19 protein-coding genes are annotated in these 18,584 nt (G+C 68.3%); 4 read left to right on the top strand and 15 right to left on the bottom strand.

The genetic code is table 11. The annotated features are described in order from the left end of the window. From mmsA to FDK12_RS11450, 7 genes are all read right to left on the bottom strand, one after another. Complete coding sequence (gene mmsA / locus FDK12_RS11480; RefSeq protein ID WP_104117613.1) at nt 1–1,530, bottom strand: multiple monosaccharide ABC transporter ATP-binding protein; 1,530 nt, start codon at nt 1,528–1,530, stop codon at nt 1–3. A gap of 116 nt (nt 1,531–1,646) precedes the next feature. Then, on the bottom strand, nt 1,647–2,765 hold the full coding sequence (chvE, locus tag FDK12_RS11475; protein WP_137369696.1) for a multiple monosaccharide ABC transporter substrate-binding protein: 1,119 nt from the start codon (nt 2,763–2,765) through the stop codon (nt 1,647–1,649). Between the two features lie 59 nt (nt 2,766–2,824). Then, nucleotides 2,825–4,339, bottom strand: a complete 1,515-nt coding sequence (gene araA / locus FDK12_RS11470; protein ID WP_137369695.1) for an L-arabinose isomerase — start codon at nt 4,337–4,339, stop codon at nt 2,825–2,827. Next, nucleotides 4,336–5,049 carry an L-ribulose-5-phosphate 4-epimerase gene (locus FDK12_RS11465; protein ID WP_137369694.1) on the bottom strand — a complete coding sequence of 238 codons (714 nt, stop codon included), beginning with the start codon at nt 5,047–5,049 and terminating at the stop codon, nt 4,336–4,338. The genes araA and FDK12_RS11465 overlap by 4 nt, the downstream gene beginning before the upstream one ends. Further along, on the bottom strand, nt 5,046–6,791 hold the full coding sequence (gene araB, locus FDK12_RS11460) for a ribulokinase (RefSeq protein WP_137369693.1): 1,746 nt from the start codon (nt 6,789–6,791) through the stop codon (nt 5,046–5,048). Before araB ends, FDK12_RS11465 begins: the two co-directional genes overlap by 4 nt. A 239-nt stretch (nt 6,792–7,030) precedes the next feature. Continuing rightward, a complete protein-coding gene (locus FDK12_RS11455) occupies nt 7,031–8,062 on the bottom strand; it encodes a LacI family DNA-binding transcriptional regulator (protein WP_137369839.1) in 1,032 nt (343 codons plus the stop codon). Nucleotides 8,063–8,156: 94 nt separating this feature from the next. Then, nucleotides 8,157–8,963, bottom strand: a complete 807-nt coding sequence (locus tag FDK12_RS11450; RefSeq protein ID WP_137369692.1) for a carbon-nitrogen hydrolase family protein — start codon at nt 8,961–8,963, stop codon at nt 8,157–8,159. Between the two features lie 80 nt (nt 8,964–9,043). Between FDK12_RS11450 and FDK12_RS11445 the strand changes: the two genes are divergently transcribed. Continuing rightward, nucleotides 9,044–9,550 carry a DUF427 domain-containing protein gene (locus FDK12_RS11445; protein WP_137369691.1) on the top strand — a complete coding sequence of 169 codons (507 nt, stop codon included), beginning with the start codon at nt 9,044–9,046 and terminating at the stop codon, nt 9,548–9,550. Between the two features lie 111 nt (nt 9,551–9,661). After that, a complete protein-coding gene (locus FDK12_RS11440) occupies nt 9,662–10,435 on the top strand; it encodes a SurA N-terminal domain-containing protein (protein ID WP_189636334.1) in 774 nt (257 codons plus the stop codon). A 93-nt stretch (nt 10,436–10,528) separates the two neighbouring features. Here the strand turns inward: FDK12_RS11440 and FDK12_RS11435 are convergent, their stop codons facing one another. Then, nucleotides 10,529–11,818: an adenylosuccinate synthase gene (locus tag FDK12_RS11435; RefSeq protein ID WP_137369689.1), complete on the bottom strand. Its 1,290-nt coding sequence runs from the start codon at nt 11,816–11,818 to the stop codon at nt 10,529–10,531. A gap of 212 nt (nt 11,819–12,030) precedes the next feature. Between FDK12_RS11435 and FDK12_RS11430 the strand changes: the two genes are divergently transcribed. Beyond that, nucleotides 12,031–12,630 carry a hypothetical protein gene (locus FDK12_RS11430; protein ID WP_137369688.1) on the top strand — a complete coding sequence of 200 codons (600 nt, stop codon included), beginning with the start codon at nt 12,031–12,033 and terminating at the stop codon, nt 12,628–12,630. A gap of 50 nt (nt 12,631–12,680) precedes the next feature. On the opposite strand, the gene FDK12_RS11425 is transcribed toward FDK12_RS11430, so the two are convergent. The 6 genes from FDK12_RS11425 to FDK12_RS11400 all read right to left on the bottom strand — a co-directional run bounded on the left by FDK12_RS11425 (nt 12,681) and on the right by FDK12_RS11400 (nt 16,685). After that, nucleotides 12,681–13,556, bottom strand: a complete 876-nt coding sequence (locus tag FDK12_RS11425) for an oxygenase MpaB family protein (protein WP_189636333.1) — start codon at nt 13,554–13,556, stop codon at nt 12,681–12,683. Then, nucleotides 13,553–13,825: a helix-turn-helix domain-containing protein gene (locus FDK12_RS11420; RefSeq protein WP_137369686.1), complete on the bottom strand. Its 273-nt coding sequence runs from the start codon at nt 13,823–13,825 to the stop codon at nt 13,553–13,555. Before FDK12_RS11420 ends, FDK12_RS11425 begins: the two co-directional genes overlap by 4 nt. Continuing rightward, on the bottom strand, nt 13,825–14,322 hold the full coding sequence (locus FDK12_RS11415) for a DUF2975 domain-containing protein (protein WP_137369685.1): 498 nt from the start codon (nt 14,320–14,322) through the stop codon (nt 13,825–13,827). The genes FDK12_RS11420 and FDK12_RS11415 overlap by 1 nt, the downstream gene beginning before the upstream one ends. Nucleotides 14,323–14,469: 147 nt before the next feature. Next, on the bottom strand, nt 14,470–14,889 hold the full coding sequence (locus FDK12_RS11410; protein WP_137369684.1) for a DUF3151 domain-containing protein: 420 nt from the start codon (nt 14,887–14,889) through the stop codon (nt 14,470–14,472). Nucleotides 14,890–14,893: 4 nt separating this feature from the next. After that, nucleotides 14,894–15,913, bottom strand: a complete 1,020-nt coding sequence (fbaA, locus tag FDK12_RS11405) for a class II fructose-bisphosphate aldolase (protein ID WP_104117599.1) — start codon at nt 15,911–15,913, stop codon at nt 14,894–14,896. A gap of 109 nt (nt 15,914–16,022) precedes the next feature. After that, on the bottom strand, nt 16,023–16,685 hold the full coding sequence (locus tag FDK12_RS11400) for a TrmH family RNA methyltransferase (RefSeq protein ID WP_223263257.1): 663 nt from the start codon (nt 16,683–16,685) through the stop codon (nt 16,023–16,025). A gap of 91 nt (nt 16,686–16,776) precedes the next feature. On the opposite strand from FDK12_RS11400, the gene FDK12_RS11395 reads away from it, so the two are divergent. After that, complete coding sequence (locus tag FDK12_RS11395; protein ID WP_104117598.1) at nt 16,777–17,556, top strand: HAD-IIA family hydrolase; 780 nt, start codon at nt 16,777–16,779, stop codon at nt 17,554–17,556. A 10-nt stretch (nt 17,557–17,566) separates the two neighbouring features. Here FDK12_RS11395 and FDK12_RS11390 read toward each other — a convergent pair whose 3' ends face one another. Next, complete coding sequence (locus tag FDK12_RS11390) at nt 17,567–18,568, bottom strand: thioesterase domain-containing protein (RefSeq protein ID WP_137369682.1); 1,002 nt, start codon at nt 18,566–18,568, stop codon at nt 17,567–17,569. Nucleotides 18,569–18,584 lie beyond the last annotated feature (16 nt).

Here is an 18,584-nt window from a genome sequence, read left to right as displayed (position 1 = left end):
TCAGTCCTTTTCCTTGGTCATGTACTGCATGAGGAGTTCCGGGGTCGCCTGCCCGATGGGCACTTCGGCGGTGATGCGGCCTTCGGCGAGGGTGTAGATGCGGTCGCAGATGCCGAGGAGCTCGGGGAGCTCCGAAGAGATGACGATGACGGCCTTCCCCTCGGCGGCGAGGCGGTTGATGATCGTGTAGATCTCGTACTTGGCACCGACGTCGATCCCGCGTGTGGGCTCGTCGAGGATGAGGACGTCGGGGTCCGAGAACATCCACTTGGAGAGCACCACCTTCTGCTGGTTGCCACCGGAGAGCTTCCCGGTGATGGCGGTGACGGTGGGTGCCTTGATGTTCATCGACCGGCGGTAGTCACCGGCGACGACGGCCTCCCGTCCGCTATCCACCCAGCCGCGCTTCGCCAGCTTGCCGAGGGCGGCGCCGGAGACGTTGCGCTTGATGTCGTCGATCAGGTTCAGGCCGTACCGCTTGCGGTCCTCCGTGGCATACGCGATGCCGTGCCGGATCGCCTCCCCCACGGTACGTGCGGTGATCGGCGTCCCGTTCTTGTAGAGGGTGCCCGTGATGTTCGAGCCGTAGCTGCGCCCGAAGATGCTCATGGCGAGCTCGGTGCGTCCGGCGCCCATCAGCCCTGCGATACCGACCACCTCGCCGGCACGGACGGTGAGGTTGGCGGAATCGACGATCACGCGGCCGCTCTCCTGCGGGTGGTGGACCGTCCAGTCCTCGACCCGGAGCACTTCCTCGCCGATCACGGGAGTGCGGTCCGGGTAGCGGCTACCCATGTCCCGGCCGACCATGCCCTTGATGATGCGCTCCTCGGTGACGGACCCGTCGTGGAGGCTCAGCGTCTCGATGGTGCGGCCGTCGCGAAGGATGGTCACGGAGTCCGCGATCTCCCGGATCTCGTTGAGTTTGTGGCTGATGATGATGCAGGTGATGCCCTCCGTGCGGAGTCCCTTCACGAGCCCGAGGAGGTGCGCGGAGTCCTCGTCGTTCAGGGCTGCGGTGGGTTCGTCGAGGATGAGCAGCTTCACGTTCTTGGACAGCGCCTTGGCGATCTCGACGAGCTGCTGCTTGCCGACGCCGATGTCGCCTGCCCGCACCACCGGGTTGAGGTCCAGGCCCACGCGACGGAGCAGCTTGCCCGCCTCCACGTTGGTCTCGTTCCAGTTGATGAAGCCGCGCTTCTCCCGCTCGTTCCCGAGGAAGATGTTCTCGGCGACCGACAGGAAGGGTGAGAGGGCGAGCTCCTGGTGGATGATGACGATGCCGTCACGCTCGCTGTCGCGGATGTCCTTGAACTCCGCGACCTTGCCCTCGAACTCGATGTCGCCGTCGTACGTGCCGTGCGGGTACACACCGGACAGCACTTTCATGAGGGTCGATTTCCCGGCCCCGTTCTCCCCGCAGATCGCGTGGACTTCGCCACGCTCGACGTCGAGGTTGACGTCCTGCAGTGCCTTCACGCCTGGGAAGGTCTTGGTGATGCGGCGCATCCGAAGGATGTTCTCCGCCATGGTCGAGCCTCGCTTACTTGAGTGGAAGTCCCGGGAGTGGCCGGGCGAGGTACAGCACCTGTGGCTCCGGACCGGGGAGGTTCGGAGCCACAGGTATCAGGAGTGCTGAGGAACGACTACTTGAGGTCGTCCTCGGTGTAGTAGCCGGTCTCGACGAGGGCTGCCTCGTAGTTGTCGACCGTGACGATCTCGGACTCGAGCAGGTACGCCGGAACGACCTTCACGCCGTTGTCGTACGTCTCGGTGTCGTTGACCTCGGGCTCCTCGCCCTTCATGAGGGCGTCGACCATGGTGACCGCCTGCTTGCCGAGTTCGCGGACGTCCTTGAAGATCGTCGAGTACTGCTCGCCCTCGATGATGGACTTCACCGAGCCGACCTCGGCGTCCTGGCCGGTCACGACCGGGAGGTCGTCCGCGGAGTAGCCGCCGGAGGTCAGGGCCGAGATGATGCCGATGGAGAGGCCGTCGTAGGGCGAGAGGACACCCTCGAGCCGCTCGCCGCCACCGACGGTGAGCAGGTCCTCCATGCGGTCCTGTGCGGTGTCGGGCAGCCAGCGGAGGATCGCTGCCTGCTCGAACTCCGTCTGGCCGCTGGGCACGCGGACCACGCCGCTGTCCAGGTACGGCTGGAGGGTCTTCATCGCCCCGTCCCAGAAGAAGGTGGCGTTGTTGTCGTCGGGGCTCCCTGCGAAGAGCTCGACGTCGAACGGACCCATCTCGCCGGTCTCCTTGCCCTCGGCGTCGAGGATGCCGAGCCCGGTCAGCAGGGAGGTCGCCTGCTGGACGCCGACCTCCTCGTTGTCGAAGGTCGTGTAGTAGTCCACGGTGTCCGACTCGTTGATCAGACGGTCGTAGGCGATGACCGGGATGTCCTGGGCCTCGGCCTGGTCGAGGACGCTCGTGAGGGTCGTGCCGTCGATCGAGGCGACCACGAGGGCCTTCACGCCGCCGTTGATCATGTTCTCGATCTGCGAGATCTGCGTCGGGATGTCGTCGTTCGCGTACTGGAGGTCGACGTCGTAGCCGAGCTCTTCGAGCTGGCTCTTGACGTTCTCGCCGTCGGCGATCCAGCGCTCGGACTGCTGCGTCGGCATGGCCACGCCGATCTTTGCACCCTCATTGGATCCGCCCTCGGCAGCAGCGTCCCCGCCGCCGCCCCTGCTCCCACCGCAGGCGGTGAGGCTGAGGGTCAGGATGCTGGCGGCCGCGATGCCGGCCAGGTATTTCCGATTCATGGTGGGACTTTCTTGTGAGTGGTTTCCGGCAACGTTGCCGGCTTGCTGGTGGAACGGTCCTACAGCTTCTGCGCCAGCCGGTAGTAGGCGGCGTTCCAGCGCAGTTCGCGCTGGAATTCCCGCAGCTTCGTGTCGGCGTCGATCCGCAGCAGTTCGACCTCGGCGATGTCCGCGAAGTCCTCGAAGACGTCGAGGCCCACCGCGGTGGTGAGGACGGTGTGGTGTGCGGCGCCGGCACTGAGCCATGCCGCTGCGGACGTTTCGAGGCTCGGCTCCGGCTTCCACACTGCGCGCGCGACCGGCAGGTTGGGGAGCGGGGCATCGGGCGGGACGATCTCGACGGCGTTGGCCGTGAGGCGGAAGCGATCCCGCATGTCCGACATCGCGACGACGACGCCGGCACCGGCATCCGTGTCGAACACGAGGCGCACGGGGTCTTCCTTGCCGCCGATCCCGAGCGGGTGCACCTCCAGGGAGGGCTTCGACGTGGTCAGGGTCGGGCAGATCTCGAGCATGTGTGCCCCGAGGATCTTCTCCTCCCCCGGCACGAGGTGGTAGGTGTAGTCCTCCATGAGGGAGGCACCGCCGGGCAGCCCGGCACCCATGACCTTCGCGGCCCGCACGAGCACGGCCGTCTTCCAGTCACCCTCGGCGCCGAAGCCGTAGCCGCGCGCCATCAGGCGTTGGACGGCGAGGCCGGGAAGCTGGCGGAGCGCACCGAGGTCCTCGAAGTTGGTGGTGAAGGCACCGAAGCCGCCCTCCTCGAGGAAGGACAGCAGTCCGAGTTCCTGGCGGGCGCCGTAGCGCAGCGACTCGTGGCGCTCCCCGCCGCGGCGGAGTTCCGGGACGACGTCGTAGGTCTCCTCGTACTCGGCCACGAGGGCGTCGACGTCGGAGTCCGACTGGGCTTCGACGGCGGTGACGAGGTCGTTGACGCCCCACGTGTTGATCGAGACGCCGAAGCGCAGCTCGGCCTCCGTCTTGTCGCCCTCGGTGACGGCGACGTTGCGCATGTTGTCACCGAAGCGCGCGACCTTGAGTTCGTGCACGGCGGCCCAGCCCGCGGAGGCGCGCTGCCAGGAGGCCACCTTGGCGCACACATCGGGGCTCGAGACGTGCCCGACGACGGTCTTGCGCGGAACACCGAGGCGCGACTGGATGTAGCCGAACTCGCGGTCGCCGTGCGCGGCCTGGTTCAGGTTCATGAAGTCGAAGTCGATCTCGTCCCACGGCAGGGCGACGTTGATCTGGGTGTGCAGGTGCAGCAGTGGCTTCCGGAGTGCGTCGAGGCCGGCGATCCACATCTTCGCGGGGCTGAACGTGTGCATCCAGGCGATCACGCCGATCGCGTTGTCCGCGGCATTGACCTCCAGGGCCATCCGGCGGATCGAGGCGGAGTCCTTCAGCGTCGGCTTCCAGACCACCTTCACGGGCAGGCCCGAGTCCGTGAGCATCCGGACGATCTCCTGGGACTGCTCCGCGACCTGCTGCAGGGTCTCCTCGCCGTAGAGGTCCTGGCTGCCGGTGAGGAACCAGACTTCGTAGGTGTCGAGGGTCGTGCTGAGGGGGCTCATACGGAGGCTCCTGGGGTCGAGGGCTGACCGTACACGTTCTGGTAGCGGTCGAAGAGTGAGTCGATGTGCTCGGGCTGGATGCCTGCCGGAGCACCGAGCTGGCGCGAGATGTGGACGGTCCTGGCGACGTCCTCGAGCATGACGGCGGCCTTGACGGCGTCTTTCGCATCCTTGCCGATGGTGAAGGGACCGTGGCTCTTCATGAGCACACCGCGTGAGCGGTGGTTGGTGAGCGTCTCCACGATGCCGCGGCCGATCGAGTCGTCGCCGATGATGGCGAAGGGGCCGACGGGGATCTCCCCACCGAACTCGTCGGCCATGGCCGTGATGACGCAGGGAATCGGTTCCCCACGCGCGGCCCAGGCGACGGCGTAGGTGGAGTGCGTGTGCACCACACCGCCGACGTCGGGCATGTTGCGGTACACGTAGGCGTGCGCCGCGGTGTCGCTCGACGGCGACCGCTCGGACCCGGGCGTGCCCTCGATGACGTTCCCGTCGAGGTCGCACAGGATCTGGTTCTCCGGCGTCAGCTCGTCGTAACTGACGCCGGAGGGCTTGATGACGAACAGGTCCGCTCCGGGAACCCGCCCGGAGACGTTGCCCCCGGTCCAGACGACGAGTCCGTAGCGCACGAGCTCGGCGTGCAGGGCGGCCACGTCCTGGCGGACGGCCAGGATGGCTGCGTCGATCTCGGCGCCGAACGTGCTCATACCGTCACCGCCTGCTGCAGTGCCTGCTGGGGGGCCTGCGCTGTGCGGGCGGAGCGACGGAGCGCCTTGAGCCGGTGCATGACGTCATTGGTGCCGCGGCCGAAGTAGTCGTGCAGTTCGGTGTACTCGCGGTAGAGGGCGTCGTATGCCGCGGCCCGCTCGGGGTCGGGGGTGTAGGCCCCGCGGTCGAGACGCCCCATCGCCGCGGCTGCGGCGTGGATGTCCTCGTAGGCTCCGGCAGCGACGGCGGCGTGGATGGCGGACCCGAGGGCCGGTCCCTGCGAACTGCCGATCACCGAGAGGGGCATGTTGAGGACGTCCGCGTAGACCTGCATGAGGAACGGGTTGCGGATGAGCCCGCCCGCGGCAACGAATTCGGTGACGGGGATGCCGGACGCGTTGAACGTCTCGACGATCTTCCGGGTGCCGAACGCCGTCGATTCCAGCAACGCGCGGTAGACCTCGTGCGGCTTGGTGGCGAGCGTCAGTCCCACGATGGTGCCGGACAACTCGTGGTCCACGAGGACGGAGCGGTTACCCGAGTGCCAGTCGAGGGCAACGAGACCGTGCGCCCCGACGGGCTCGACCTGCGCCTGCTCGGTGAGGTACTCGTGCACGCTGAGGCCCTGGGCCGTAGCGGCCTCCTGGATCTCGCCGGGCACCTGGTTGGCGACGAACCACGCGAAGATGTCGCCGACACCGGACTGCCCGGCCTCGTAGCCGTAGAAGCCCTCCACGATCCCGCCGTCCACGACACCGCACATCCCCGGCACCTCGCTGAGGCGATCCGAGTTCATGACGTGGCAGGTCGAGGTTCCCATGATGGCGACCATCTGGCCGGGCTCGGTGGCCTGGGCCGCAGGAGCCGTGACGTGGGCGTCGACGTTGCCGACGGCCACCGCGATCCCCACGGGCAGTCCGGTCCAGCCTGCAGCTTCCTCGGACAGCGAGCCTGCCTTGGAGGCGAGCGCGCCGATGGTGTGCTCCACCTTCTCGCGCACGAACCCGGCGAAGTCGGGGTTGAGCGCGGCGAGGAATTCCTCGGACGGGTAGGCGCCGTCCTGGTAGATGCCCTTGTACCCGGCGGTGCAGGCGTTGCGTACGTACTCACCCGTGAGCTGCCAGACGATCCAGTCGGCTGCCTCGACCCAGTAGTCCATCAGGTCGTACAGCTCGCGATCCTCCTCGAGGAGCTGGAGGCCCTTCGCGAACTCCCACTCGCTGGAGATCAGTCCTCCGTAGCGGGGCAGCCACGCCTCGCCCCGCTCCGCGGCAAGCTCGTTGATGCGGTTGGCCTGGCCCTGGGCGGCGTGGTGCTTCCAGAGCTTGACGTATGCGTGCGGGCGGTTCTCGTAGCCGGGCACCTCGTTGAGCGGTGTTCCGTCGGCGAGGGTGGGAACCATCGTGCAGGCGGTGAAGTCCGTCGCGATGCCGATGACGTCCTGCGGGTCGATGCCGGCTTCCTTCACGGCTGCCGGAACCGCGGTGCGAAGCACGTCGACGTAGTCGGACGGCACCTGCAGAGCCCACTCCGGCGGGAGCCGGTCACCGCTGGCCGCCAGCGTGGAGTCCATGACGGCGTGCGGGTATTCCAGCGTCGAGGCGCCGAGCTCGGCACCGTCGGACACGCGGACGACGACCGCGCGCCCTGACAGCGTGCCGTAGTCGACGCCGATGACGTAGGTGGGCCTGCTGGCGGCCTCATCGGTCGTGCCGGATGTGCCCGTGGTGGAGTCACTCAAGGGAAGGACCTCTTTGTTCTTCTCGAGACCGCAATGCAGTGCTCTGGTGGATCGAAGCGAGTGTGCGACCAGTCATGTGACCGTTCACATTCGAGTACCAGTGTAGGGGCGGTGCGGTGGTGCGTGTCAACGGCTGGAAGATAACGACCGTGCGTCGGATCACACGGACGGCGTGTCGGCCCGGAGGACACGGCGTGTCCCCGGCGGCCCGCCGACTCCCGCCCGAGCATGGGGACGAGTCACCCTTCGAATACGGCCGTCGATGCGCGGACGATGAGTTCGGGAACGACGTCGGGCGTCCCACCCGCTGCGCCCGCAATTCCTCCCGCTCCGCCGTCGTCGATCAGACCGAGCAGCCTCCCGACACAGCGCCTGCCGAGTTCCGGGAAGTCCTGGCGCACCGTGGTCAGCGGCGGCCAGTAGTGCGGCGCTTCCGGGACGTCGTCGAAGCCGACGACGCTGATGTCCTCCGGCACCCGGCGCCCGGTCTCCCGGAACGCGTGGAGGAGCCCGAGCGCCATCTGGTCGTTCGAGGAGAACACGGCGGTGATCCCCGTGTCACGCGCCATCGTGAGCCCTGCCCGGTAGCCCGACTCCGCCGTCCAGTCCCCCGACATGAGCCCCTCGGGAACGCACCCCCAAGCCTCCATCTCGCTGCGGTACCCCCGGACGCGGGCTTCCGTCTCGAACCACCCCTCCGGACCGGCGATGTGCACGATCCGCCGGTGCCCGAGCTCGAGCAGATGCCGCGTCGCGAGCGCGGCTCCCCCGGACTGGTCGACGGACAGGCGGTGATCGTCCCGTGCCCTCGCCGAATGGACCGTGACGAACGGCAGCGTGATGGACAGCCGTTCGATCTCGCCGAGGGTCTGCGTCTGCGGCGCCAGGATGATGAGACCGTCCACACCGTGGGCGAGCAGCCGGTCGAGGGCGGAGCGGATCGAGCCGCCCTCGACGTCATCGAGGTGCGCCACATCGACGGCGTAGCCGGCCTCTCGTGCGGCACTGTCGATGGCCTGGAGGCTGGCCGCCGGTCCGTACTCGAAGCCCTTGCTGACCAGGACGCCGATCGTGGTGGACCGACTCGTGACCAGTGCCCTGGCTGCGCGGTTGGGCCGGAAGCTGAGATCGTTCATCGCCGCCAGCACACGGTCCCGTGTCTCGGCACGCAGGCTCGGGTGACCGTTGAGCACCCGGGACACCGTCTGGTGCGAGACACCCGCCCTTCGCGCTACATCGCGGATGTTGGGGGCCCGGCCCGGCTCCGTCAGCCGCTCCCGTGAGGTACGTCCAGCCCCGGGCCCGGCCGCGCTGGAGGGATCGGACTCGGGCGGCCCGGTGCCGATGGCACGGGCGGACCCTGCGTCAGTGGGAGTCGACAATGGAGTCGTTCCGGGCGAAGCGGCGGTTACGGAGCACGGGCAGGAACTCGCGGACGTCGTCGACCCTGCGACGCGTGACGTCCGTCGTGACGACGCCGCGCTCCTCGTCCTCGAGGTGCACCTGCGGGACTCCCATGGGATCGATGATGGCGGAGTGCCCGATCGTGTGGCCGCTCGAGGTGCCGGCCGCGGCCACCCACAGCGTGTTCTCGATGGCCCGAGCCTTCAGCAGTGTCTCCCAGTGTTCGATCTTGTACTCCCCCTTGAACCACGAGGCGGGGACGCAGATGAGGTCCGCTCCGGCGTCGGCGAGAGCGCGCGCCTGCTCCGGGAAACGGATGTCGTAGCACGTCATGAGGCCCACCCGCATATCGCCCAGGTGCGCGACCTTGATCCCGCCGTCGCCCGGTTTGATGCGCTTGGATTCCTGGTAGCTGAAGGCGTCGTAGAGATGCAGCTTGCGGTACGTGTCCACGATGCGGCCGGTAGCGTCGATCAGGACCAGCGTGTTGAAGGGCCGGTCCTCGCCGCTCGGCTCGTAGCCGCCGGCGACGACGGCGATGCCGTGCTCGGCGGCGACGAAGGAGAGCTGCTGCACGAACGTGGTCCAGGCGCCCTCGACGACCTGCCGGAGCGAGCCCTCCACCCTGCCGATGGCGAGCATCGATTCCTCGGGGAGGACGACCAGCTCCGAGCCGGCACCTGCGGCTTCTGCAGCGAGCTCCCGGATGACGGCGAGGTTCGCCGCGACGTCCCCACCCGGCCTGAACTGACCAACGCTGACCTTCATGGTGCCACCCTCGTCTATGTGCCCGTCCCTTCCATCCAGCGTACAGACTTCCGCCCAGGACGCCGGAGTACCCTAGCGGCATGAGGAACCCGACGCGACGCGAGCGTGAAACGCCCGGCCCGGGGCAGGAGTCCGTCTGGGACTACCCGAGACCGCCGAGGGTCGAGCGCGTGCAGGCCGTGATCGAGGTGCGGTTCGGGGGCCGGCCGATCGTCCGGACCTCGGACGCCGTCCGGGTGCTCGAGACGAGCCACCCGCCGGTCTACTACCTGCCGATCCCGGACTTCGCCCCTGGGGTCTTGGTTCCGGTCGAGGGCACCACGCACTGCGAGTTCAAGGGCGCGGCGAGCTATTTCGACGTCGTGACCGGAACGGCCCGCAGCCCGCGCGGCGCCTGGACCTACCCCGATCCGATCCGCGGGTACGAGGACCTGGCGACGCGCGCAGCGGTCTACCCATCGCGGATGGACGAGTGCACGGTGGACGGCGAGCGGGTGCAGGCACAGGACGGCGACTTCTACGGCGGGTGGATCACTGCCGCCATCGTGGGGCCGTTCAAGGGCGGCGAGGGAACCTGGGGATGGTAGTCCCGGGAACCGGTGACGGCAGCGCGTGAAGGATGCGAACCGTCAGTGGAAGTCCGTGCGGCCGGAGCCGCATGCTGATCATGGAGACGCGGCACGAGAAGGACGGCGATGATGACCACCCGGAGAACAAGCGCAGCCAGACGACTGCTGGCCACTGCGTTCATCGGCTCGATCCTGGTGCTCGGAGGCTGCAGCGGCTCGGGGGGTGAGCCCGATGGCGAAGGAGCATCGGGCTCGGCATCCGCGTCGGCGACGCCGGGCGAAGCACAGCCCGAACCGGACCTCGAGGGCATCCCCGAGGTCGTCGCGGTCGTCAATGGCACGGAGATCAGCCGGGATCTCTTCACCGAGACGTACGAGGGCCAGTTCGCGCAGGCCGCCGCCCAGGCACAGGCCGCGGGACAGGAGGTCGATCAGGACCTCCTGAGGACGACCGTCGCGGACAACCTGGTCAGCTCGGAGCTGCTGCGCCAGGAGGCCGCCCGGCGCGGCATCACGGCGAGCCCGGAAGGACGGGCAGCCGCCATCGACGAACTGTTGCAGGCGAGCGGGCTCGCATCGGAGGACGAGCTCAGGGCCGCTCTCGCCGAACAGGGGATCGACGACGCCGAATTCGACGAGCAGCTGGCGGACCAGGTCACGCTCGACACGCTCCTGGCGGAGGAAGCCGGCGACACGACGCCGACCGACCAGGAGGTCCAGGAGGCGTACGACGCCGCGAAGGCGCAGCAGGAGGCGGGGGGCGACACCACGACGCCGATCCCGCCGCTCGAGGACGTCCGCGAACAGATCGTCCAGCAACTGGCGGGCGGCAAGACCTCCGAGGCCACGCAGGCGCTCATCGTGCGACTGCGCGAGAGCGCCGACATCACCGGCAACCTCTAGCGTCGACCGCTGGTGTCGACTCCGGAGTCGACCGCACGCGCCGACGGCGTCGACCGCGGCGTCGAATCCCAGGCTGCTCGACTTCCCCGCGGTTCAGGCCCCGATCAGGTCGTTGACCACGATGGTCTGGTCGCGGTCCGGGCCGACCCCGATCGCGGAGAACCGGGTACCGGACATCTTCTCGAGAGCCCGGACGTAGGTCTGCGCGTTCTCGGGCAGGTCCTCGATGGTGCGGGCCCCCGTGATGTCCCCTGTCCAGCCGTCGAAGTACTCGAAGATCGGCTTCGCGTGGTGGAACTCGGTCTGCGTCATGGGCATCTCGTCGTGCCGCACGCCGTCGACGTCGTACGCGACGCAGACCGGGATGCTCTCGATGCCCGTGAGGACGTCGAGCTTGGTGACGAAGTAGTCGGTGAAGCCGTTGACGCGCGAGGCGTGGCGGGCCAGCACGGCGTCGTACCAGCCGCAGCGGCGCGGACGCCCGGTGTTGACGCCGAACTCACCGCCCTTGGTCTGAAGGTACATGCCCATGTCGTCGAACAGCTCGGTGGGGAACGGCCCTGCGCCGACGCGCGTGGTGTACGCCTTGATGATGCCGACGGCACGGCTGATCCGGGTGGGACCGATGCCCGAGCCGACGGAAGCGCCGCCTGCGGTCGGGTTCGACGACGTCACGAACGGATAGGTGCCGTGGTCGACGTCCAGGAACGTGGCCTGCCCGCCCTCCATGAGGACCACCTTGCCGGCGTCGAGCGCCTCGTTGAGGACGAAGGTGGAATCGATGACGAGGGGCTTGAGCCGCTCGGCGAAGGACAGGAAGTACTCCACGACCTCCTCGACCTCGACGTTGCGGCGGTTGTACACCTTCACCAGCAGCTCGTTCTTCTGCTTGAGCGAACCCTCGACCTTCTGGCGCAGGATCGACTCGTCGAAGACGTCCTGCACCCGCAGCCCGAGGCGCGCGACCTTGTCCATGTAGGCCGGGCCGATGCCGCGCCCGGTCGTGCCGATGGCACGCTTGCCCAGGAAGCGTTCGGTGACCTTGTCCAGCACCTGGTGGTAGGGCGCCACGAGGTGCGCGTTGGCGGAGACGCGCAGTTTCGAGGTGTCCGCGCCGCGGGCCTCGAGGCCGTCGATCTCTTGGAAGAGCGCCTCGAGGTTGATGACGCAGCCGTTGCCGATGATCGGGATGGCGTTGGGGCTGAGGATCCCGGCGGGAAGGAGCTTGAGCTCGTACTTCTCACCGCCGACGACGACCGTGTGGCCGGCGTTGTTGCCACCGTTCGGCTTCACGACGTAGTCCACGCGCCCGCCCAGCAGGTCAGTGGCCTTGCCCTTACCCTCGTCGCCCCACTGGGCTCCGACAATGACGATTGCTGGCATGGGATCCTCCCCCATTCGGTACGGGCCCTTCACGCGCGACCGCGGAAAGTACGCCGTGCATCAGAACGCCCCAACCGGCCGCACGGGTGCGCGACCACTGGGGCTCTTACCGTCCGAGTTTAGCGGAGGGGTTCCGAGGGCGTCGAAAAAGGTCCCGGCGTGACGGGTGCGGTCCCCCGCTCGTCGCTCGGCGACCCGTGGACAATGGAGCGATGGACCGCTTCGAAGGACATATCGCCGGCATCGGGACCACCTCAGGGACGCGGCTCGTGATCGGCCGCTGGGACTCGTCCCCGTTCGGTGCCTTCACCGACGTCATGGCGGAGGACGGCGCCGGCCGCCGTACCCTGCTCGCTCCGACGCGGGAGGTGGCGGAGTACGTGGCCGCGACCTACACGTTCGACGACGTCGTGATCGTACCGATCGCCTCGACCCTTGCGGACCGGCTCGTCGTGGAGGCCGGGGACCTGCAGGTCTCCGCCTCGATCGGAGGCACCACCCTGCTCGGCCGGCTCCTCGGCGTCGTTCCCGCCCGCCTGGCCACCCACCCGCGGTGGCTCTCGCTGATCAATCCGGTCGCGTCGCTGCTGGTGAAAGGCGTTGCGACGGCCGGTTCGGCGGGGCACGGACGCACCGAGTACTACGGTGTGACCTCCGCCCGCGCCCTCACCGGAGTGAACGCGACCTGGCGCGGTTCGGATCTGGGCCCGCTCGCTCCCGTGAGCCCGCCCGTCCGGTTCGGCTTCAGCTCCGCACCACCCCGGCCTCAGCTGGTGTCCGTGACGACGACGATCCGCGGACCCGAGCGCTGAGCTCCGCACCGGGATGCGAGTGTCCGCCGTGGAGCGACGTCGTTGCGGCGCTAGACCGTCGGGGTGGCGTGGACGCGGCGCCGGGCCACCAGGTAGTGCGGCCAGTAGCGAACACGCGCCGGCAGCAGCGGCACTGCGAGCCGCGAGGCACGACGGACGACGGCGAAGCACACCCGCTCACGACGGCGCCATCGGAGCCCGTACGCCTCCCGCAGGGCGGGAGGCAGGACTCCCGCGGCCAGCACGGCGGGCAGCCGCCGTGCCGGCCGGACGACGATCGGCGGATCAGGGTCGAGGACCTGCCGCGCGATCACGGCCGCCGCGGGACCGACGTCGAGCGTGGACCTGATCTGCTGGGTGACATAGCGCTCGAGCCCCGCGTAGTCCTCGGGCAGGAGGGCCGCAGGCACGCCGAACAGGCGGGCCATGCGGGTCATGTCGCGGTAGTAGGCGTCCCGCTCCTCCGGCGGCACATGACGCAGGAATGCCTCCGTCACCTCGACGGCGCTCCAGACCAGGGTGGCGAACACCCAGAGGGAGAGCCCGGGATCGTTCGCCCGATAGGGGGTGCCGGCGGGCACAGGACCGACGGACTCCGGCAGGGTGCCCTGCACCGGACGATGCTTCCGGGCGACGAGGCCCGCTGCGCCCCGGACCTGCGCCTGGTCCCCGAACGAGACGGTGAGCACCGCGTCGAGCGTTCCGCGCAGGCGCTGCAGCGGGTCGGTGGCGAACCCGCTGTGTGCCCGCACCCCTTCTGCTACGAGGGGATGCGCCACCTGCAGCAGGAGAGCCGCCGGACCACCCGCCAGGATGACCCGCTCGCGCGCGACCCGCCACGCTGCCGAATCCGGCCCGAAGATGCCGGGATCGCCGGCGACCCCCGGCGCAGGAGCCGGGGGGAAGAACCGACCGGAACTGCTCACGCGCCGTCCCCCGGGACCACAGCGGCTGCGCCGCGCTCCGGCCGTCGTTCGTCGTCGTCGTCGTCGTCGTCGACCCATTCGAGCAGGTCCCCGGGCTGGCAGCCGAGTACCCTGCACATCGCCTCCAGCGTGCTGAACCGGACGGCCTTCGCACGCCCGTTCTTGAGCACGGCGACGTTGGCCGGAGTCAGGCCGATGCGGTCCGCGAACTCCCCCACGCCCATCTTCCGCCGGGCCAGTTCGACGTCGATGCGCACGATGATGGGCATCAGATCACCTCGTCGAGTTCGGTGCGCAGGGTGCGAGCCTCCGCGTCGCGGTCGACAGCCTGTGCGAGGAGCGCCCTGAGGACCAGCACGATCAGCGCGACTGCCGCGATCGACACGGCCGCGCCTCCGATGAGCAGGACGACCCCGGGGGCAACGGCCTCTCCCGGCGCGAGTGCCACGCCGAGCCCGAAGGTGAGGGCACTGGCGGCGGCGAACGCCCCGATGACGATGTTCACGAGACGGAAGGCGTCCGTGGAGAAGACGGTCCCGCGTCGCACCATCGTCAGCAGTCCCCACACGCAGACCATCGCGACCTGGAGGGCGAGGATGGCGAGCACCGTGAGGATGACGAGGGGTGTACGGATGAGCGCGACGTCGGGGTCCGCCTCCGCGATGTCGATCCCCAGCAGTGGGACCATGACCGACTGGATGACGACGGCACCCGCGAACATCATGCAGAGCACGACCCTCAATGCCAGGACGGTGATTCTTCCCACTGGAGCTCCTTTGTGCTGATTGTCAGCACAAAGCTATCGTTAATCGATAAGCGATACCAGAGTCAGGATCTGGCTGATACCGCTGGCCAGCCCCAGAAGCACTCAGGGCGGGACGGCCGGAGCCGTCCCGCCCTTCGGGATCCTGCGTCAGCCTGCGATCTGCGCGCTGGCCTCCGGATCGGACTCCCTCAGGAAGACCGCGATGCGCTCGGCCTCCTCGATCTCGCCGATCGACGCGGCGGCACGGCCGAGTGCGTAGAGCGCCCGGAGGAACCCCCGGTTCGGTTCGTGGGAGTACGGGATGGGACCGGTGCCCCGCCAGCCGCTGCGCCGAAGGGCATCCAGCCCCCGGTGGTACCCGGTGCGCGCATACGCGTAGGACTCGATCGTGCTGCCCTCGGCATACGCCTCGTCCGCGAGGATGGCCCAGACGAGCGACGACGTCGGGTGCTTCGCGGCCAGGTCCACCGCCTCGTCGCCCGCGGCGAGGCGCTGGACAACATCGGGCTCCTCGGGAAGGAGCGTCGGCTCGGGTCCCAGGAGGTTTCTCCGGAATTCGTCGGACATGGTGCTAGAGCTTCTTGCCGGCGGAACCGAGTGACGCGGCGGCCTCGACCACGCGGGCGGAGAGGCCCGCTTCGGCCGATGCGCCCCAGACGCGCGGGTCGTAGGTCTTCTTGTTGCCGACCTCGCCGTCGACCTTCAGGACACCGTCGTAGTTGCGGAACATGTGGTCCACGATGGGACGCGTGAACGCGTACTGCGTGTCCGTGTCGATGTTCATCTTGATGACGCCGTAGGAGACGGCATCCGCGATCTCCTGGTCCGATGAACCCGAGCCGCCATGGAACACGAGGTCGAAAGGCTTGTCCTTGCCGATCTTCTGACCCACCTGGTCCTGGATCTCCTTGAGGATCTCCGGGCGCAGCTTGACGCCGCCCGGCTTGTAGACGCCGTGCACGTTGCCGAAGGTCAGCGCGGTGATGTAGCGGCCGTGCTCGCCGGCACCGAGGGCGTCGATGGTCGCCAGGGCGTCGTCGACCGTGGTGTAGAGCTTGTCGTTGATGGCGTTCTCCACGCCGTCCTCCTCACCACCGACGGTACCGATCTCGACCTCGAGGATGATCTTCGCGGCAGCCGCGCGGGGCAGGATCTCGCGCGCGATCCGGAGGTTCTCCTCGAGCGTCTCGGCCGAGCCGTCCCACATGTGGGAGTTGAAGATAGGATCCCGGCCGTTCTTCACCGCCTCCTCGGAAGCCGCGAGCAGGGGCAGCACGAAGTCGTCGAGCTTGTCCTTCGGGCAGTGGTCGGTGTGCAGCGCGATGTTGACGTCGTACTTCTTCGCCACTTCCTTCGCGAAGGCCGCGAAGCCCAGCGAGCCGGCAACCATGTCCTTGACGCTCGCGCCGGACCAGTAGGCAGCGCCGCCCGTGGAAACCTGCACGATCCCGTCGGAGCCCGCCTCGGCGAAACCGCGCATCGCTGCGTTGAGGGTCTGCGAGGAGGTCACGTTCACTGCCGGGAATGCGAATCCGCCCGCCTTCGCGCGGTCGATCATCTCGGCGTAAACATCAGGGGTGGCAATAGGCATGCTGAGGACTCCTTAGTGGTGGTGAGTGCTTGCTTCATCCTACCGAGCACACCTGCCGGGCGCAGGGGAAGTCGACGCCGGATGACGGCGGCTTCCGGAAGGCGCGCGCTCAGACGTGCTGGCCGAAAACGTGCCGTCGAACCCAGCCGTGCATGGCGATGGCGGCCGCCGCCGAGGCATTGATGGAGCGCGTGGAGCCGAACTGGGCGATCGAGAGGGTCGCCTGGGCGGCCTCGTGCACCTCCGGGGTGAGGCCGGGGCCCTCCTGCCCGAACACGAAGACGCAGTTCTCGGGTAGATCGTAGGTCTCCAGCGGTACCGAATCCGGGAAGTTGTCGATGCCGATCACGGCCAGCCCCTCCGCCGCGGCCCACGCCGTGAAGTCGGCGACCGTCGGGTGGTGGCGGACATGCTGGTAGCGGTCGGTGACCATGGCGCCGCGCCTGTTCCACCGGCGTCGCCCGATGATGTGGACCTCCTTAGCGAGGAAGGCGTTGGCCGTGCGCACGACCGAGCCGATATTGAGGTCGTGCTGCCAGTTCTCGATCGCCACGTGGAAGCCGTGGCGCCGTTCGTCGAGGTCCGCCACGATGGCCTCGTGCGTCCAGTACCGGTACGCGTCGACGACGTTGCGGGCGTCCCCCGACGCCAGCAGTTCGCGGTCCCAGTGGTCACCCTCGGGCAGGTCGCCCTCCCACGGGCCGACGCCCACGGCCGGACTCCCGGGGTCTCCGTCCGAAGCGGTTACGGTGTCATCGGGAGGCTCCGGCAGGGATTCTTTCACCGTCCCAGCGTAGACGTAGCCGAAGATGGAAGACTGGCACACGGAGCTCCCGGAGGTCGATCACTGCGAAAGGAAGCACATGCGCGAGAACGAACACATCGAGTGCTGGCTCACCGACATGGACGGCGTGCTGGTGCACGAGAACCACGCCATCCCGGGTGCCGCCGAGCTGATCGACCGGTGGGTCGCCACCTCGAAGCGGTTCCTCGTCCTCACCAACAACTCGATCTACACCCCGCGGGACCTGGCGGCACGCCTCAAGGCCTCCGGCCTCGAGATCCCGGAGGAGAACCTGTGGACCTCAGCGCTGGCGACGGCGCAGTTCCTGCGCGACCAGCTGCCGGGCGGCCGTGCCTACGTGATCGGCGAGGCCGGACTGACGACGGCGTTGCACGAGGCCGGTTTCGTCCTCACCGACACGAACCCCGACTACGTGGTGCTCGGCGAGACCCGGACGTACTCGTTCGAGGCGATCACGAAAGCGGTGCGCCTGATCCTCGACGGCGCCCGCTTCATCGCCACCAACCCGGACGTCACCGGGCCTTCGAAGGAAGGGCCCCTGCCCGCCACCGGCGCCATCGCCGCCATGATCACGGCGGCGACCAGTCGCGACCCCTACATCGTGGGCAAACCGAACCCGATGATGTTCCGCTCCGCGATGAACCAGATCGACGCCCATTCGGAGACGACGGCGATGATCGGCGACCGCATGGACACCGACATCATCGCCGGCATGGAAGCAGGGCTGCACACCGTCCTCGTGCTCAGCGGCATCACGCAGCCCGAGGACATCGACGCCTATCCGTTCCGCCCCGCGCAGATCTGCAACTCGGTGGCGGACCTGATCGACCAGGTGTGATGCCGCGGGCCTAGGAGATCCTCTTCCAGCCGCCGCCGCGCGGCACCGGGACGTAGTCCCGCTGCACCGCGGAGATGATGCCCTGGTAGATGCCGGGATTCCACTGCGGGCTGGCATGGGCAGGGAGCGCTCCCTCCGTCACGTAGTCCACGGACACGATGTTGTCGGGGAGTTCCCGCTCCCAACCGGCGCGTGCGGTCCGGTAGTTCACCACGCCGTCGTCCGGGCTGCCGGTGAAGACCACCTTCGTGTCGCCGAGCGAGAGCCGGAAACGCGTCACGTCGAAGTGGTAGATGTACGAGGACTCGGACTGGATGAGCTCACTGCTCGGCGCCAGGGGCGAGAGCTGCTCCAGTGTCTGGTCCACGATCTGGCGCCAGGAACGCTCGTTCTTGTGGACGATCCGCTCACCCAGCTCGTAGGTACCGCGCACGCTGATGGGTACGCGCACACCGGCCTCGTAGAGCAGCACGACACCGTCGAACATGCGCTGGTCCTGGACGTCGAAGCGGCTGGACGGCGAGGAATCGAGCAGGACGAGCTCCACCGGGATGCCCCGGTCACGCAGGCGGGCCGCCACCTCGACCGCGACCATGCCGCCGAAACTGTGGCCGTAGAAGTACAGCCGCTCGAGTCGGAAGTTCTCCACGTAACGGTTCATCGTGGCCACGACGTTGTTGATGTCGAGGCCGCGGTTCGAGTAGCCCATCACCGCCATCTGAGCCCGCCGGGACAGCGTGGGGCGGAGCGAGTTGAGGATCCAGAGCCCTTCCTCCCAACTGGTCTTGTACCCCGGGAAGAGCACCCAGCGGTCGTTGGGGAACCGCGCCCGTGCCCGGTCGTCGTCGAGTGGCAGGATGCGAGTCTGCTCACGCTGCGACTGGATGACACGGGTGAATGCGAGGTCCGCCGTCACGAGCGTGGCCGCGGCGGAACCGATCAGGAAGGATCGGCGGGAGGATTCACGGAATCCACGTGCCTGCTGCAGGGCGAGGCCGTCGTCGTGCTTCACGCGCCGCTCCGTCTCG

Source organism: Arthrobacter sp. NamB2 (assembly GCF_005281365.1).
Classification (GTDB): Bacteria; Actinomycetota; Actinomycetes; order Actinomycetales; family Micrococcaceae; genus Arthrobacter_D.
Note: the sequence above shows the minus strand (reverse complement) of the source record. Positions and strands in the feature narration are given on the sequence as shown.